General features: G+C 69.1%; 17 protein-coding genes. 12 read left to right on the top strand and 5 right to left on the bottom strand.

Annotated elements, in window-relative coordinates; all coding sequences use genetic code 11:
- Positions 1 to 99: 99 nt before the first annotated feature.
- From VES41_RS20150 to VES41_RS20140, 3 genes are read left to right on the top strand one after another with little or no spacing between them, the layout of a single operon-like run.
- A complete protein-coding gene (locus VES41_RS20150; RefSeq protein WP_324820715.1) occupies positions 100 to 1,059 on the top strand; it encodes a SprT family zinc-dependent metalloprotease in 960 nt (319 codons plus the stop codon).
- Positions 1,060 to 1,067: 8 nt separating this feature from the next.
- Positions 1,068 to 1,568 carry a helix-turn-helix transcriptional regulator gene (locus VES41_RS20145; RefSeq protein WP_324820713.1) on the top strand — a complete coding sequence of 167 codons (501 nt, stop codon included), beginning with the start codon at positions 1,068 to 1,070 and terminating at the stop codon, positions 1,566 to 1,568.
- Positions 1,565 to 1,972 carry a VOC family protein gene (locus tag VES41_RS20140; RefSeq protein ID WP_324820711.1) on the top strand — a complete coding sequence of 136 codons (408 nt, stop codon included), beginning with the start codon at positions 1,565 to 1,567 and terminating at the stop codon, positions 1,970 to 1,972. The genes VES41_RS20145 and VES41_RS20140 overlap by 4 nt, the downstream gene beginning before the upstream one ends.
- Positions 1,973 to 1,991: 19 nt before the next feature.
- On the opposite strand, the gene VES41_RS20135 is transcribed toward VES41_RS20140, so the two are convergent.
- Positions 1,992 to 3,449 (bottom strand): PLP-dependent aminotransferase family protein, encoded by a 1,458-nt coding sequence (locus tag VES41_RS20135; protein ID WP_324820709.1) that lies wholly within the window; start codon positions 3,447 to 3,449, stop codon positions 1,992 to 1,994.
- Between the two features lie 182 nt (positions 3,450 to 3,631).
- Here VES41_RS20135 and VES41_RS20130 point away from each other — a divergent pair, with 182 nt between their 5' ends.
- On the top strand, positions 3,632 to 4,021 hold the full coding sequence (locus VES41_RS20130) for a hypothetical protein (RefSeq protein WP_324820707.1): 390 nt from the start codon (positions 3,632 to 3,634) through the stop codon (positions 4,019 to 4,021).
- On the opposite strand, the gene VES41_RS20125 is transcribed toward VES41_RS20130, so the two are convergent.
- From VES41_RS20125 to VES41_RS20110, 4 genes are all read right to left on the bottom strand, one after another.
- Complete coding sequence (locus VES41_RS20125) at positions 3,937 to 4,440, bottom strand: GFA family protein (protein WP_324820705.1); 504 nt, start codon at positions 4,438 to 4,440, stop codon at positions 3,937 to 3,939. The two genes, VES41_RS20130 and VES41_RS20125, sit on opposite strands and share 85 nt — an antisense overlap.
- An 85-nt stretch (positions 4,441 to 4,525) precedes the next feature.
- Positions 4,526 to 5,302, bottom strand: a complete 777-nt coding sequence (locus tag VES41_RS20120; protein ID WP_324820703.1) for an SDR family oxidoreductase — start codon at positions 5,300 to 5,302, stop codon at positions 4,526 to 4,528.
- Between the two features lie 102 nt (positions 5,303 to 5,404).
- A complete protein-coding gene (locus VES41_RS20115) occupies positions 5,405 to 6,775 on the bottom strand; it encodes a leucine-rich repeat-containing protein kinase family protein (protein WP_324820701.1) in 1,371 nt (456 codons plus the stop codon).
- Positions 6,775 to 7,842, bottom strand: a complete 1,068-nt coding sequence (locus tag VES41_RS20110) for an MBL fold metallo-hydrolase (protein WP_324820699.1) — start codon at positions 7,840 to 7,842, stop codon at positions 6,775 to 6,777. The genes VES41_RS20115 and VES41_RS20110 overlap by 1 nt, the downstream gene beginning before the upstream one ends.
- Positions 7,843 to 7,958: 116 nt before the next feature.
- On the opposite strand from VES41_RS20110, the gene VES41_RS20105 reads away from it, so the two are divergent.
- From VES41_RS20105 to VES41_RS20070, 8 genes are read left to right on the top strand one after another with little or no spacing between them, the layout of a single operon-like run.
- Complete coding sequence (locus VES41_RS20105) at positions 7,959 to 8,369, top strand: MerR family DNA-binding transcriptional regulator (protein ID WP_324820697.1); 411 nt, start codon at positions 7,959 to 7,961, stop codon at positions 8,367 to 8,369.
- A 46-nt stretch (positions 8,370 to 8,415) separates the two neighbouring features.
- Positions 8,416 to 9,096, top strand: coding sequence for a carbonate dehydratase (gene can, locus VES41_RS20100; RefSeq protein ID WP_324820695.1), 681 nt, complete (start codon positions 8,416 to 8,418; stop codon positions 9,094 to 9,096).
- 57 nt (positions 9,097 to 9,153) lie between these two features.
- Positions 9,154 to 10,983: a bifunctional isocitrate dehydrogenase kinase/phosphatase gene (gene aceK / locus VES41_RS20095; protein WP_324820693.1), complete on the top strand. Its 1,830-nt coding sequence runs from the start codon at positions 9,154 to 9,156 to the stop codon at positions 10,981 to 10,983.
- Between the two features lie 49 nt (positions 10,984 to 11,032).
- A complete protein-coding gene (locus VES41_RS20090; protein ID WP_324820691.1) occupies positions 11,033 to 12,217 on the top strand; it encodes an acetyl-CoA C-acyltransferase in 1,185 nt (394 codons plus the stop codon).
- A gap of 12 nt (positions 12,218 to 12,229) precedes the next feature.
- Entirely contained in the window at positions 12,230 to 13,492 is a 1,263-nt protein-coding gene (locus VES41_RS20085; RefSeq protein WP_324820689.1) for a glutamate carboxypeptidase, read from the top strand.
- Between the two features lie 4 nt (positions 13,493 to 13,496).
- Positions 13,497 to 14,126 (top strand): pyridoxamine 5'-phosphate oxidase family protein, encoded by a 630-nt coding sequence (locus VES41_RS20080; RefSeq protein WP_324820686.1) that lies wholly within the window; start codon positions 13,497 to 13,499, stop codon positions 14,124 to 14,126.
- A gap of 40 nt (positions 14,127 to 14,166) precedes the next feature.
- Positions 14,167 to 15,294, top strand: a complete 1,128-nt coding sequence (locus tag VES41_RS20075) for an acyl-CoA dehydrogenase family protein (protein WP_324820684.1) — start codon at positions 14,167 to 14,169, stop codon at positions 15,292 to 15,294.
- 14 nt (positions 15,295 to 15,308) lie between these two features.
- A complete protein-coding gene (locus tag VES41_RS20070) occupies positions 15,309 to 15,941 on the top strand; it encodes a hypothetical protein (RefSeq protein WP_324820682.1) in 633 nt (210 codons plus the stop codon).
- Positions 15,942 to 15,948 lie beyond the last annotated feature (7 nt).

Below are 15,948 nucleotides of genomic sequence, written 5' to 3'. Positions count from 1 at the left end.
CTTTGGAGACCAACGTGAATTGCTAGACACAAATTGGCACGACGTGTTTCTTGCGCTCTGGAATCCGGCGCCTCTTGTTGGCGCAGGCACAATCGCGCCATGTTCTCCGCGCTGCAGCAACTCACCCTGAACCTGTTCAGCGACGCGCCGGCTGCCCCCACAGTGAATTCCAGCGCGCCCGAGCGCTCATCCGGCCCGACCCGCGGTCCGGCGGGCGAGGCCCCGCGGGCCGAGCCGCGCGTCGTCGCCCTCGATGGCGCCGCCTTGCTGCCGCTGCCGTTGGCCGATGCACTTGCGCCGGCCAGCTTCACCCATCCGCGCGCGAATCGCCAGGCGCGATTGGGCGACGCCTTCGTCGACTATGAATTCACCCGGGTCCAGCGCCGTACCATCGGCTTCGTGATCGGGCCCGAAGGCTTGAGCGTGCGCGCCCCGCGCTGGGTGCCCCTGCGCGAGGTGGACGCCGCGCTGCAGGAAAAGGCCGCGTGGATCGTTCGCAAGCTCGCCGAAATGCGCGAGCGCCAGCAGCGGCAGGAGTCCGAACGCATCGAGTGGCGCGACGGCGCCGAATTTCCCTTTCTCGGCGAGACGGTCACCGTGGTGCTCGATCCCGCGCATGGCTTCGCGGCCAGTGGCGGCGTGCTCGACCTCGGCGCCGACGGCAATGCCCGCGTGCTGCGCCTGTCGCTGGCGCGCAATGCCTCCAGCGTTCAGGTGCGCGATGCGGCGCAAGCCTGGCTGATGCGCCAGGCTCGACGCATCTTCATCGAGCGGCTCGACCACTTCGCCCCGCTGCTGGGCGTGGCGTGGAAGAAGCTGTCGCTGACGAACGCCTCCACCCGCTGGGGCAGCGCCAGCATCGACGGCGCCATCCGGCTGCACTGGCGGCTGGTGCATCTGCGCATGCCGGTCATCGACTACGTGGTGGCGCACGAGCTGAGCCACCTGCGCGTGATGGACCACAGCCCGCGCTTCTGGGAGACGGTGGAAAGCGTCGTGCCCGACTACCACCACCTGCGCCGCCAACTCAAGGACGCGCACATGCCGCGCTGGGGCTGAGCGGCGTGATGCTTGCGATGGGCGTCGATCGGGCCGGCCAGGATCCGCTGCTGCTGCGCCGGCTGTTGCGCGCGAAGGACCGCATGGACGCCGCCTCTCACGAGGATTGGCCGGTCGAGCGCCTGGCCGGCGTGAGCCACGTCTCCGAAGCGCACTTCGCCCGGTCCTTCAAGGAGGCCTTCGGCATCCCGCCGCACCGCTACCTGCTGACACGCCGCATCGAGCGAGCCGTGGCGCTGCTGCGCGACAGCGACCTGCCCATCACCGACATCGCCTTGCAGACAGGCTGGCGCAGCCTTGGCACTTTCGGGCGGATCTTCCGCGACATCACCGGCGAGACACCCGGCGCGAGCCGCGCTCGAGCGCGCGCGGCGGCCCACGGTCTGGCCAGCGTGCCCGCCTGCATCGTCGGCGCGGCGCAGCGCCCCGATCTCAGGACCGCAGTTTTGGAGAAGCGCCGGCGTGCGGCCGGCGGTACAAAAGAGGCTCTACTCAAGGATCCTCAATGAACCAAAGTGTCCAGGTCGTCGGCGTGTATGTGCGGGATCAGGATGAAGCGCTGGCCTTCTACGTCGACAAGCTCGGATTTCGTGTCCACACCGACGTGCGCAATGGCGACTACCGCTGGCTGACGGTGCAGGCGCCCGGCCCGGCGTCTTTCCAGCTCGGCCTGTTCGTGCCCGGGCCGCCCGTCCATGACGCGGCAACGGCGCAGGCACTGCAGGCAATGGTCGCCAAGGGCGCGATGCCGCCGCTCGTTCTCGAAGTCGACGATTGCCGCGCCGCCTGCGAGCGCATGCGCGCCCAGGGCGTCGAGTTCACGCAGGAGCCGGTCGATCGCTACGGCACCGTCGATGCGGGCTTTCGTGATCCGGCCGGCAACGGCTGGAAGGTGATCCAGTCGCGCCGCTGAAGGCGAGGCAGCCGGTGGCTCAATGCCGTGCGGTCGGTCGGCGCGCCAGCTCGCCGGCCAGCTCTCCGAGCCGGCGCAGTGCCGCGTCCACCTCCGGGCCGTACGGCCAGCCGCAGTTGATGCGCAGGCAGTGGTCGAAGCGGGCCGAATTGGAGAACAGGGCGCCCGGCGCGACCAGGATCTGTTCGGCCAGGGCCATCTCGCACAGCTGCTGGCCAGACAGATCTTCGGGCAACTCCACCCACACCTGCAGGCCGCCCGGCGGCAGGTTCATCCGCGTGCCGGCCGGAAAGTAGCGGGCGATGCCGTCGGCCGTGCGCTCGCGCTGCCGGGCCAGCGCGGCGCGCAGGCGCTGCAGGTGCCGGTCGTAGGCGCCGGTGCCCATGAACTGCGCCACGCCGACCTGCGCCAGGCCCTCGTTGTTGCGGGTCTGCGCGTACTTGAGCATCTCCACGCGTGCCTGCCAGCGGCCGGCCGCGATCCAGCCCAGGCGCAGGCCCGGCGCCAGGATCTTGTGGAGCGACGCGCAATGGATCACCTGCCCGGTGCGGTCCCAGCTCTTGATGGCTCGCGGGGGTGCGTCACCATCCGCCAGCGCGGTGTAGGTGTCGTCCTCGATCAGGGCGATGCCGCTCGTCTCGCACAGCTTCAGCAGTTGCCGCTTGTGCGCATCGGGCATCAGGCTGCCCAGCGGGTTCTGCAGATGCGGCACCACCACCACGGCGCGCACGTCCGGGTAGGCCCGCAGGGCCAGTTCCAGTGCCTCCAGCGACAGTCCGGTGCGCGGGCTGGTCGGGATCTCGAGTGCGCGCAGGCCAAGGCTTTCGAGCACCTGCAGCAGGCCGTAGAACGTCGGCGATTCGACCGCGACCGTGTCGCCGGCCTGCGTGACCGCGCGCAGCGCCAGGTTCAGCGCCTCGATGCAGCCGTTGGTGACCAGGATGTCGTCGGGCGCCAGGGTCATGCCGCCGGCCAGCGCACGCCGGGCCAGTACCGAGCGGAAGCCGAGGTCGCCGCGCTGCTGCGGGGCGGCGGTCAGCAGTTCCGGGCGCGTTCGCAATGCCTTGGCCAGCGCGGCGCGCAGCGGCTCGCCCGGATACAGGTGCGGCGCGGCGCGCGCAATCGAGAAATTGATCTTCACCGGCCGGTCGCGCCGGTTCGCCACGAACGCCGACACGCGGGCATGAATGCCGACGTACTGCGCCGGATCCGGCGCGCGATGGACGGCGGGTTCGGCCATCGCGGTGAGCGCCAGCCGCGCCGGCTGGCGCACGAAGTAGCCGGACCGCTCGCGCGCCTCCAGCCAGCCGGCGCTCTCGAGCTCGCGGCACAACTGCAGCGCCGTGGACAGGCTGACCGAGTGCAGCCGCATCAGGTTGCGCAGCGACGGCATGCGCTGCCCGTGCGCCAACGTGCCGGCCTGGATCGCGTCCAGGTAATGCGCGGCGAGGCGCTTGTAGAGAACAGGTGTGTCCATGGGGCGGGTGGCCATGGTGGCGCGAATGCGCCGGCCGGAACAGATGCAGATCGACCGGGAAAGGACCATAACAGAGCCCCGCCGCCGCCGTCTGTTTCGTGGCAATGACCCGACTCTGTGCCTTATCGCGGGTGCCCGCGCTTCCTACGATGAAGGCGTTCTCATCCCACCTGGAGCCGGCCGTGACCATCACCGCATCCACCCCTTCCGCCGCGCGCCCGAACTGCCTGGACGCAGGCCAATGCCTGCTGATGCCGGTGCGAGCCGGCGCCGTCATCCAGGTCGTGCGCGGCCGCCTGCATCTGACCGAGCCGCCGCGCTGGCTTGCGGAAACCCTGTCGTGGCCAACCTTGGCGCTGGCCGAGGGACAGGCGCACTGCGTGGGTCAGGCCGGGTGGCTGGCATTGCGGGCGGGCGACGGCGAAGCGGCGCACTGGCTCCAGTCCGACCCCGTGCCGGCCTGGGCGACCGCGTGGCGCCGGCTGCTCTATTTCGGGCGTGCCGGCATCTTCGCCAGGAGCGCCGCGCGCCGCGCCAGGCTTTCGGGCGGCCACATCTCCGACGCCTTGTAGTACTGCGTCACCGCCGGCGTGCCGGCAGGCAGCGCCACCCAGGGCTGCCTGGACTCGGTGAAGATGTGGATCTGCGGAGGCAGCGCGTCGGGATCGTCCAGCGTTCCCACCCGCACGAAACTCACCGCCGCGCCGAAGCCCGCGTAGTGGCTCCACAGCGCCACGCGGCAATGCGGGCAGCGGGCGATCCGCTGGCCCTCGCCGCTGTTCGAGGGTGTGTCCACCAGTTCGGCGTGGCCCTGCAGCAGCGTCACGCGGTCGGTCTCGATCATGGCGTTGAGCGCGAATGCGCTGCCGGTCTCGCGCTGGCACCAGCGGCAGTGGCAGCAGTGCACGAACAGCGGGCGGCCGCTCATGCGGTAGCGCACCTGGCGGCAGGTGCATGCGCCCTCGCGCTCGACAGCGGGTTCGACGTTCATCGGGCAACCTCCGTTCTGCGACCTGCGGTGCGAGTCCCATCCGCAGCAGCCGGGGCAGGGCTCGTTCGGCGACTGGCGCCTGTTTCTACTCCCCGCGAGTGTGGATCACGCCGCCGTCGACCACCAGCGTCGAGCCCATGACGTAGTCGCCGGCGCGCGATGCCAGGTAGATGGCGGCGCCGGCCATGTCCTCCGGCTCGCCGATGCGGCCGGCCGGAATGCGCTTGGCCACTTCGTCGCCGTGGTCGCGCGCCGTGCGGTTCATGTCCGAGGCGAAGGCGCCGGGGGCGATCGCGCTCATCACGATGCGGTCCTTGGCCAGGCGAGTCGCCATGCGGCGGGTGAGGTGGATCAGCCCGGCCTTGCTGGCCGCATACGAGTACGTTTCGAGCGGATTGACGGCGATGCCGTCGATGGACGCGATGTTGATCACCTTGGCGAGATGGTCGGTGGCCGCCGCCTTGAGCATCGGAGTCAGCGCCTGGGTGAGGAAGAACGGCGTCTTCATGTTCAGGTCGACCACCTTGTCCCAGCCGCTTTCCGGAAAGCTCTCGTACGGCGCGCCCCAGGCGGCGCCTGCGTTGTTCACCAGGATGTCGAGGCTCTCTTCATGCTTTTGCAGCGCCGCGACCAGCGCCTGCACGCCATCGGGCGTGGACACGTCGGCCGGCAGCGAGACACAGGTGCCGAGCGCCGACATCTCGCGCGCCGCGGCGTCGCAGGCTTCGGCCTTGCGCGCGGAGATGTAGACCCGTGCACCCTGGGCCAGGAAGCCCTCGGCGATCATTCGTCCGATGCCGCGCGAGCCGCCGGTGACGAGGGCGCTGCGGCCCTTCAGGGAGAAGAGTTGGCTGGTGTCCATGCGTGTGTCTCCTGGATGAAATCTGCACTTGTGCCCGAGCTTAAGTGCGATGCGCCCCGTCGCGGCGTCACCTACGCGCCACGCGCTGACTGGCCGCGGCGCCTAGGAGTGCCGGCCCAGCGCGGCGAGCGTGTCGTCGATCTCGGCAAAGTCGGGACGGGCGCTGGCCGAAGGGGCCAGGCAGCGCGCCTGCAGGTCCTGCAGCGCATCCCGCGCCGCAGCGCCCAGGCCGTCGCCCGCATGGGCCAGCAGTTCTTCGAGCAGGCAGCCGAACGCACGTGCCTCGACGCGCCGCACGGCCGTCGCCTGGGCGCTGGCCGGCGGCGAAAAGGACGCGGCGCCGAAGTCGCCCAACAGCGCCTGCGCGCCGCCGTTCCATAGGATGTTGTGCGCGTACAGGTCGCCATGCGTGATGCCGCGCGTGTGCAATTGGCGCACGGCCGACGCCACGCCGCTGGCGATGCCGAGCACGCTGGCGGGGGCCAGGCGGGTGTCCGGCGGGTATTCGTCGCGCGTGCAGCTTTGCAGGCTGGGCGGGCCGGCCAGGTTGCGCCAGGCGGGGTCGACCAGCCCCAGCACCAGGCCGCGGGCCCCCTGCGGATGGCCGGTCACCCGCCCGCGCACGGGGATCAGCGAAGGATGGGAGCCGGCCGCGATGCAGGCGTCCATCTCGCTCGTCGGCGAACCATCGCTCGTGACCTCGCCCTTGAAGAGCTTGACCGCGACCGCCTGCGGTTGGCCTGCCGCATCGGTCCAGGTGGCGCGGTGGATGCGCCCGGACGCACCCTCGCCCAGGAGCTCATGGACGGCCAGACGCGACCAGGCGATGTCGGGCGCCGGGTTGGCTGCGCTGGCGCCTGCCTCGGCCGCCTGCGCCAGCGGATTGCCGGCAAAGGCCAGCCAGGCCAGGCGCGGCAGCGCCGGCAGCCAGTCGGGCAGCGCCTGCATGCGGTTGCCGGCGATGCGCAGCAGTTCCAGCCGCTCGCAGGCGGCCAGCGTCTGCGGCAGCGCTGTCAGGCGGTTGCCGGCCAGCATGAGCTTTTGCAGGCGCGGACGGTGGCCCAGGTCGGGCGGCAGCGCGGCGATCCGGTTGCCGGTGAGGATCAGCCAGCGCAGCCGCGCCGGCAGTGCCGCCGCCGGCACCTGCGCGATGTGGTTGGCCTTGAAGCCCACCATCTCCAGCGCCGGGCAGTCGCCCAGAACGTCAGGCAGGCGCGTGAAGCGGTTGTCCGACGCGAACACCACGCGCAGGCGTTGCAACCGGCCGAAATCGGCAGGCAGCTCATCGAGCGCGTTGCCGGTGAGGTCCAGCACCTCGAGCGAATCGGCCAGTTGGAAGATCTCGCGAGGAAACTCCTGCAGGCCGCCGCGCAGCTGCAGCCGCCGCGTGCCGGCCAGCCGGCCGGCGCGCAGGTCGTCCAGCGTGCGCCGCGCCGCGTCGGCGGCGCCGTCCGCCTCGGCTGGCGCGGCCATCAGGCGCCGCCGGGCAGGCCGAAGCGGTAGATGCCGTCGTCGCCCAGCGTGCGCACCAGTTGGCCGCCGAAGCGCAAATAGTGCAGGTGCGCCACCGCCTCGCCCATGGCGAACGTGGTCTGGTGCAGGTCGAGGGCGCGGGTGAACAGCACCGGCAGGCATTCGGCAGCCGAGCGCGGCTGCGTGCTGCAGAAGTCGAGCAGCGCGCCCAGATGCTTGCGGTGGTGCTTTTCCAGCTGCTCCACGCGCTTGTGCACCCCGGTGAACGGCTTGCCGTGGGCCGGCAGGCCGAGCACGTCGGCCGGCAGCTCGAGGAAGCGGCGGATGCTCGTGAGGAACAGGCGCAGCGAGTTGGCCTCCGGCTCGCCCGCATGCACGCTGACGTTGGTCGAGATGCGCGGCAGCATCATGTCCCCGCCCAGCAGCACGTTGAGCGCCTCGCAGTAGAGCGAGATGTGCTCGGGCGCGTGGCCGTACCCGCTGATGCACCGCCAGGTGCGCCCGCCGATGGTCAGTTCGTCGCCGTCGAGCATGCGCACGAATTCGTCGGGCACCGAGGGAACCAGGCTGGCGTAGTAGTGCGTGCGGCGGCGGATCTCGGCCTGCGCCGCGGGGTCGGTCAGCCCGTGGGCGCCGAAGAACCGCGCCGCGTCCTCGCCGCCGGCGGCGCTGTCGCCCTTGGTGCACAGCAGCCGCGCCACGTGGTAGTCGGTCGAGCTGATCCACAGCGGCACATTCCAGCGCTCGCACAGCCAGCTGGCCAGGCCGATGTGGTCCGGGTGCATGTGCGTGACGATTACCCGCAGCACGGGCAGCCCTTCGAGCGCGCTGTCGAAGACCTGTTCCCATTGGGCGCGCGCTTCGTCCCGTGCGATGCAGCAGTCGACGATCGACCAGCCTTCGCGCCCGTCGATCTCGTCGCGCAGCAGCCAGAGGTTGATGTGGTCGAGCGCGAAGGGCAGTGCCATGCGGATCCAGCGCACGCCGGGTGCGACCTCGATCGTGGTGCCCGGCGCGGGCAACTGGTCGCCGAAGGGGTAATGAAGTTCGCGTTCGAGGGGATTCATGTACGATTGACGTTTACGTAAACGTCATTTGTGAATCGGTCATTGTAGAGAGTGCAGCGCAATCGTGCTGTCGCCCTCGATACGCCCCCGATCCCGCCATTTTTTTTCGCGAGCACATGTCCGGACAGACCTACACCATCGGCGAGCTGGCGCAGGAATTCGACCTCACGACGCGGGCCATACGCTTCTACGAGGACATGGGCCTGCTGGCCCCGCAGCGATGCGGCCCCGGCGGACGCCAGCGCGTCTATGCCAGCCGCGACCGCACCCGCCTGGCGCTGACCCTGCGGGCCAAGCGCCTGGGACTGAGCCTGACCGAGGCCAAGGACGTGCTGGACATGTACGACAGCCCGCGAGACACCGTGCCCCAGCTGGAGCGATTCCTGGATATCCTGGGCGTCCACCGGCGCCAGCTCGAAGCCCAGCTGGCCGAGCTCCAATCCAACCTGGAAGACGTGCGCGGCCAGGAGCGACAGGGCCGCGCCGCGCTGGCCCGGGCACGCCGCGCCGCTTCCGCCGTCGCCTGAAATGGCGGCACCAGGCCCATCACCGTCCCTCACAATCCGAACCACCATGCCAGACAGCCTCAGCGACCTCTTCGCCCTCAACCGCACCTGGGCCGCCCAGACCGAGCGCGACCGCCCCGGTTTCTTTACCAGCCTCGTGAAACAGCAGTCGCCCCGCTACATGTGGATCGGCTGCTCGGACAGCCGGGTGCCGGCCAACCAGATCACCGGCCTCGAGCCCGGCGAGGTGTTCGTGCACCGCAACGTGGCGAACATCGTCGTGCATTCGGATCTCAACGCCCTGTCGTCGATCCAGTTCGCCGTCGAACGCCTCAAGGTCGTCCACATCATGGTGGTCGGCCACTACGGCTGCGCCGGCGTGCAGGCGGCCCTGGAAGGCGCGCGCATCGGCCTGGCCGACAACTGGATCCGCCACATCCAGGACGTGCGCGACCGTCACCGCGGCCTGCTGGAAAGCCTGCCGGAGGTGGCGCGCGCCAACGCCCTGTGCGAACTCAACGTGATCGAGCAGGTCGTCAATGTCTGCGGCAGCACCGTGATGCTCGACGCCTGGGGCCGGGGCCAGAACGTGCGCGTGCACGGCTGGTCGTTCGGCGTGCACGACGGGTTGCTCAACGACCTGCAGATCACCGTCAACAGTTCCGAGGCGCTGCAGAACCTCTATCCGGACGCGATCGAGCGCATCCGCGAGAAGTGGACCAAGACCCCCGAGCTGCCGGCCGCCTGACGCCGCACCTGCACCTTGCCCGACCAGGACGGACCCGAACGGGAGAAAAAGCCAGCGATGTTCCCGCAGCGACTGGACTCCCCGCTGGCCTACGCCGTGGCCAAGGCGATGGCCGATGGCTTCAATCGCCACTACCGGCTGTTTCGCGCCGAATCCGCGCGCGCCAAACACCGCTTCGAGACGGCCGACTGGCACGGCCAGCAGCGCGCCCAGCGAGAGCGCATCGAGTTTTATGACCTGCGGGTGGCCGAGGCGGTGGCGCGGCTGGAGAAGGAGTTCAAGGCCGGCGAGCAGCCGATGGAGGTATGGCACCAGATCAAGCTGCACTTCATCGGCCTGCTGGTGAACCATCACCAGCCGGAACTGGCCGAGAGCTTCTTCAACTCGGTCACCACCAAGATCCTGCATCGGGCGTACTTCCAGAACGACTTCATCTTCGTGCGCCCGGCCGTCAGCACCGAGTACCTCGAGACGCGCGACGCGCCCACCTACCGCGCCTACTACCCGCCGCACGACACGCTGGACGACACCGTCATCCGCATGCTGGAGGACTTCGGCCTGCAGGGCGCCTGGGCCGACCGGCACCGCGACGCGCAACGCGTCGCGCAGGCGGTGCTCGGCCGCTTCCACCAGGTCAAGCTGCGCGCCAACTTCCAGGTGCAGGTGCTGTCGGGTCTGTTCTATCGCAACAAGGGCGCCTACGTCGTCGGCAAGATCATCAACGGCTTCGTCGAGCTGCCGTTCGCGCTGCCGATCCTGCATGACGCCGCCGGGCGCTTCTACGTCGACGCCGTCCTGTTCGGCGAGGACGACCTGCAGATGCTGTTCTCCTTCGCGCGTGCCTACTTCATGGTCGACATGGAGGTGCCGTCGGCCTACGTGCAGTTCCTGCGCTCGCTCATGCCGCGCAAGCCGCGCGCGGAGATCTACAACGCGCTCGGCCTGGCCAAGCAGGGCAAGACGCTGTTCTACCGCGACTTCCTGGCGCACCTCAACTACTCCACCGACAAGTTCCGCATCGCGCCCGGCATCAAGGGCATGGTGATGCTGGTGTTCGACCTGCCGTCCTTCCCGTTCGTGTTCAAGGTCATCAAGGACTTCTATCCGCCGCAGAAGGACACCACGCGCGAGCAGATCAAGGGCAAGTACCTGCTGGTCAAGCAGCACGACCGCGTGGGTCGCATGGCCGATACGCTGGAGTACAGCAACGTCGGCTTCCCGCTGTCGCGCTTCGAGCCCGACCTGCTGGCCGAGATCGAGCAGTTCGCGCCCAGCCAGCTCGAGATCGGAGACCGCGACGGCAATGGTGAGATGGAAGTCGTGCTCAAGCACGTCTACATCGAGCGGCGCATGATCCCGCTCAACATCTACCTGCAGGAAGCCTTCGACCAGCTCGACGCACCCGACGATGCCGAAGGCCGCACCCAGCGCCGACGCGCGCAGCAGCAGCTCGAGCAGGCGGTGGTCGAATACGGCAACGCCATCAAGGACATGGTGGCCGCCAACATCTTCCCCGGCGACATGCTGTGGAAGAACTTCGGCGTCACCCGCGGCGGCAAGGTGGTGTTCTACGACTATGACGAGATCGAATACCTCACCGACTGCAACTTCCGCAAGGTGCCCCCGGCGCGCAACGAAGAAGACGAGATGAGCGGCGAGGTCTGGTACCGCGTCGGGCCCAAGGACGTGTTTCCCGAGACCTTCGCGCCGTTCCTGCTGGGCAACGACCGCGTGCGCGAGGTGTTCATGGCGCACCACGCCGACCTGCTCGACGCCAGCTTCTGGCAAAGCCACAAGGAGCGCATCGGCGCGGGCCAGATGCTCGATGTCTTTCCCTATGACGAGGCCCGGCGCTTCGTCCACGACGGCCACGCACCGTGGCTCTAGCAGTTTGAGTCCGTTTTTGTATTGATCCCTGAATTGAAGGAGTACGGCTATGAGTGAATCCATCGTCATCGTCGGTGCGGCACGCACCCCCATGGGCAGCTTCCAGGGCGACTTCTCGTCGCTCGCCGCGCACGACCTGGGCGGTGCCGCCATCAAGGCCGCGGTCGAGCGCGCCGGCATCGCGCCGGAGGTGGTGGGCGAAGTGCTGTTCGGCAACTGCCTGATGGCCGGCCAGGGCCAGGCGCCCGCGCGCCAGGCGGCCTACAAGGGCGGCCTACCCGACAGCGCCGGCGCCGTCACGCTCAGCAAGATGTGCGGCTCGGCCATGAAGGCGGCCATGATGGCGCACGACATGCTGCTGGCCGGCACGCACGACGTGATGGTCGCGGGCGGCATGGAAAGCATGACCAACGCGCCCTACCTCATGCTCAAGGGTCGCGGCGGCTACCGCATGGGCCACGACCGCATCTTCGATCACATGATGCTCGACGGCCTGGAAGACGCCTACCAGCCCGGCCGCTCCATGGGCACCTTCGGCGAGGACTGCGCCGCCAAGTACCAGTTCTCGCGCGAACAGCAGGATGCGTTCGCCATGGCCAGCGTGCAGCGCGCCCAGCACGCCACCGCCGACGGCCTGTTCAAGGCCGAAATCGCGCCGGTGACGGTCAAGACGCGCGCCGGCGAGACCGTGGTGGCCATCGACGAAGGCCCGGGCAAGATCAAGGTCGACAAGATCCCGACGCTGCGGCCCGCCTTCAAGAAGGACGGCGGCACCATCACCGCCGCCTCCAGCTCGTCCATCAACGACGGCGCCGCGGCGCTGGTCATGATGACCGAGTCGGCGGCCAGGCGGCTGGGCGCCAGGCCGATCGCCCGCGTGCTCGGCCACGCCACCCACGCGCAGCAGCCCGAATGGTTCTCCACCGCGCCGGTGGGCGCCGTGCAGAAGCTGTTCGCCAAGACCGGCTGGAGCGCCGGCGATGTCGACCTGTGGGAGGTCAACGAGGCTTTCGCCGTGGTGCCGATGGCGCTGATGAAGGAACTGGGCGTGTCGCACGACATCGTCAACGTGCACGGCGGCGCCTGCGCGCTGGGCCACCCGATCGGTGCCAGCGGCGCGCGCATCATGGTCACGCTCATCCACGCGCTGCAGCAGCGCGGCGGCAAGCGCGGCGTGGCCACGCTGTGCATCGGCGGCGGCGAAGGCACCGCGGTGGCGATCGAGCTGGTCTGACGAAGGCGAACAATGGCATCGAAGACATCGAGCACTGCGCGCATGGCGGCCCTGGCCGCCGCCCTTTGGATGGCGGGGATCGGCGGCAACGCCTGGGCCCAAGGTCGCGACGACGCGCTGCTGGCTGCCGCCACGACCGAGAAGGCGGCCCTGCTCAAGACGCTGGAAACGTTGGTCAACATCGAGACCGGCACCGGTGACGCCGAAGGCCTGGCCGCATCGTCCGCCTTCGTGGAAGGCGAGCTCAAGTCGCTGGGTTTCGCCGTCACGCGGCACAAGGCCGTCGGCGACGTGGTGGGCGACAACATCGTCGGCTACCTGGCCGGCAAGGGCGGCCGCAAGCTCCTGCTGATGGCGCACCAGGACACGGTGTATCCGCGCGGCTTCCTGGCAAAGGCGCCGTTCAAGGTCGAGGGGGACAAGGCCTACGGGCCCGGCATCGCCGACGACAAGGGCGGCGTCGCCGTCATCCTGCACACGCTGCGCCTGCTCAAGGCACGCGGCTTCCAGGACTTCGGCAGCATCACGGTGCTGTTCAACACCGACGAGGAAAAGGGCTCCTTCGGTTCGCGCGACCTGATCCAGGACGAGGCGAAGAAGGCCGACTACATCCTGTCCTTCGAACCCGGCGCGGCCGGGCACGAGGGCTTCGTGCTGGCCACCTCGGGCATTGCCTACGTGCAGGCCCAGGTCACCGGCAAGGCGTCGCATGCGGGCGCCGCGCCGGAGCAGGGCGTCAACGCCCTGGTCGAGGCGTCCGACCTGGTGCTGCGCACGATGGGCCTGGACGACAAGGACAAGGGCCTGCGCTTCAACTGGACGATGGCCAAGGCGGGCACGGCCAACAACATCATCCCCGACAGCGCCACCGTGAATGCCGACGTGCGCTATGCGCGCAACGAGGACTTCGACGCCGCCATGAAGACGCTGCAGGAGAAGGCGCAGCAAAAGCGCCTTCCCGACGCGGTCGTCAAGGTCGACGTCAAGCGCGGTCGGCCGGCCTACAACGCAGGCGACGGCGGGCGCGCGGTGATCGACAAGGCGATCGCCTTCTACAAGGAGGCCGGCGCCGGCGAGATGGCCCTGGTGCCGCGCACCGGCGGCGGCTCCGACGCGGCCTACGCGGCGCTGTCGGGCAAACCGGTGATCGAGGGCTTGGGCCTGCCCGGCTTCGGGTACCACAGCGACAAGGCCGAGTACGTCGACATCGAGGCGGTGCCGCGGCGTCTGTACATGGCCGGCCGCCTGATCATGGACCTGGGCGCGGGCAAGTGACCGCATGATCGAGACGCTCGACCAGTTGCGCGCGCTCTACGCCGCCCCCGGCGAGCGCGCCGTGCGCAAGCAGATGGCCGCGCTGGATGCGCACGGCCGCCGCTTCGTGGCGCTGTCGCCGTTCTGCGTCATCGCCAGCGGCGGGCGCGGCGGCGACCTGCTCGATGCCTCGCCGCGCGGCGGCGCGCCCGGCTTCGTCAAGTGCAGCGACGACGGCGCCAGCCTGCTGCTGCCCGATTCGGGCGGCAACAACCGGCTCGACACGCTCGAGAACCTGCTGGCGGATCCGCGCGTGGCGCTGCTGTTCATGATCCCCGGCATGGACGAGACGCTGCGCGTCAACGGCACCGCGCGGCTGCGCGACGAGCCGGCGTTCTGCGACCGCTTTGCGCAGGAACGCCAGCGTCCGAAGCTGGTCGTCGAGATCGCCGTGCGCGAGGCCTACCTGCATTGCGCCAAGGCCTTCATGCGCTCGCAGCTGTGGCAGCCGCAGACGTGGATTCCGCGTGACGCGATGCCGACCATGAACCAGATGATCCGCGACCAGACCGGCGGCGCGACCGCTGCCGAGACGCAGGAACAGATGCTGGCGCGCTACCGCGAGCAGCTGCGCGGCGAACAGTCGCCTTCCTGAGCATCCATACCGACAAGAACGAACGAGACGAAAGATCGCCATGCTGCTGACGCCCGAACAGGAATCCATCCGCGATGCCGTGCGCGCCTTTTCCCAGGAGCAGCTGTGGCCGCATGCCGCGCGCTGGGACCGCGAGCACACCTTCCCCACGCAGGCGCATGCCGGCCTGGCCGAACTGGGCGCCTACGGCATTTGCGTGCCCGAGGAACACGGCGGCGCCGGGCTGGACTACCTGACGCTGGCGCTGGTGCTCGAGGAGATCGCCGCAGGCGACGGCGGCACCAGCACTGCCATCAGCGTGACCAACTGCCCCGTCAACGCCATCCTCATGCGCTATGGCAGCGCGGCGCAGAAGAAGCAGTGGCTGACGCCGCTGGCGCAGGGCCGCATGCTCGGCGCCTTCTGCCTGACCGAGCCGCAGGCCGGCAGCGACGCGTCGAGCCTGCGCACCACCGCGCGCAAGGACGGCGACGACTACGTCATCAACGGCGTCAAGCAGTTCATCACCAGCGGCAGGAACGGCCAGGTGGCCATCGTCATCGCCGTGACCGACAAGGCTGCGGGCAAGCGCGGCATGAGCGCCTTCATCGTGCCGACCGACGCGCCCGGCTACCAGGTCGCGCGGCTGGAGGACAAGCTCGGCCAGCACAGCAGCGACACGGCGCAGATCAACTTCGAGGACTGCCGCATCCCGGCCGACAACCTCATCGGCGCGGAAGGCGAGGGCTACAAGATCGCCCTCGGTGCGCTGGAGGGCGGGCGCATCGGCATCGCCGCGCAAAGCGTGGGCATGGCGCGCAGCGCGTTCGACGTTGCGGTCCGGTACGCCAAGGAGCGCCAGGCCTTCGGCGGCAGCATCTTCGACCAGCAGGCCGTAGGCTTTCGCCTGGCCGAATGCGCCACGCAGATCGAAGCTGCTCGCCAACTCATCTGGCATGCCGCGGCACTGCGCGATGCCGGGCGGCCCTGCCTGAAAGAAGCCGCCATGGCCAAGCTCTTTGCCAGCGAAATGGCCGAGCGCGTGTGCAGCGCCGCCATCCAGACGCTGGGCGGCTACGGCTACGTGCAGGACTTCCCCCTCGAGCGCATCTACCGCGACGTGCGCGTGTGCCAGATCTACGAAGGCACGTCGGATATCCAGAAACTGCTGATCCAGCGGGCCATCTGAGGTTCGGCGCCGCGATGAGTGCCGCAGATTTCCTTCTTGCCCCTGAAGTCCAGAAACTGCTCAAGGTGGTCCTTGCCGAGCCGGCCGGCGAGTTCACCGTCGGTGAACTCGCCAGGAGGACGAAGCTGGACGCGGCCGACGTGGAGCGCACGCAGGCGCACCTCGTCACGAGCGGCATCCTGACCGAGCGGGCCGGCGAGGACGGCGAGTCGATGGCGGTGTGCGCGAATCGATCGTTCGTCTTCTACGACGAGCTGAGGGCCATCGCGCTCAAGTCGTTCGCCGCGGCCGAGCCCATCCGCGCAATGCTGCGGTCCAGGTTCAAGGCGTCGGTCGTGCGGGCCTTCATTCTTGGCGAAGACGAGGAAGGCACCGTCGAGCTGCTGGTCGTCCATGGGGAGCTGGTCCCGGACAAGGCGGACATGTCGGCAGCGTGCCAGAAGCTCTCGGCATCGATCGGGCGCCACCTCAAGGTGCATGTGATCTCCTCGAACACGCATGCCCGCCTTGGTTCGCGCGACGGCCTTGGCTTCAAGTTGAACTCCGGCCGAGCGTTCGAGATCATTGCGCAAGGCCAGACCAAGGCAAAGCCCCAACTGCGGCGCGAAGGCTTTCTGCAGAGCGCCCGCAAGCGCCTGTGGGCCTGACCGGGGC

It is taken from the genome of Variovorax sp., from assembly GCF_035634955.1.
Classification (GTDB): Bacteria; Pseudomonadota; Gammaproteobacteria; order Burkholderiales; family Burkholderiaceae_C; genus Variovorax.
Note: the sequence above shows the minus strand (reverse complement) of the source record. Positions and strands in the feature narration are given on the sequence as shown.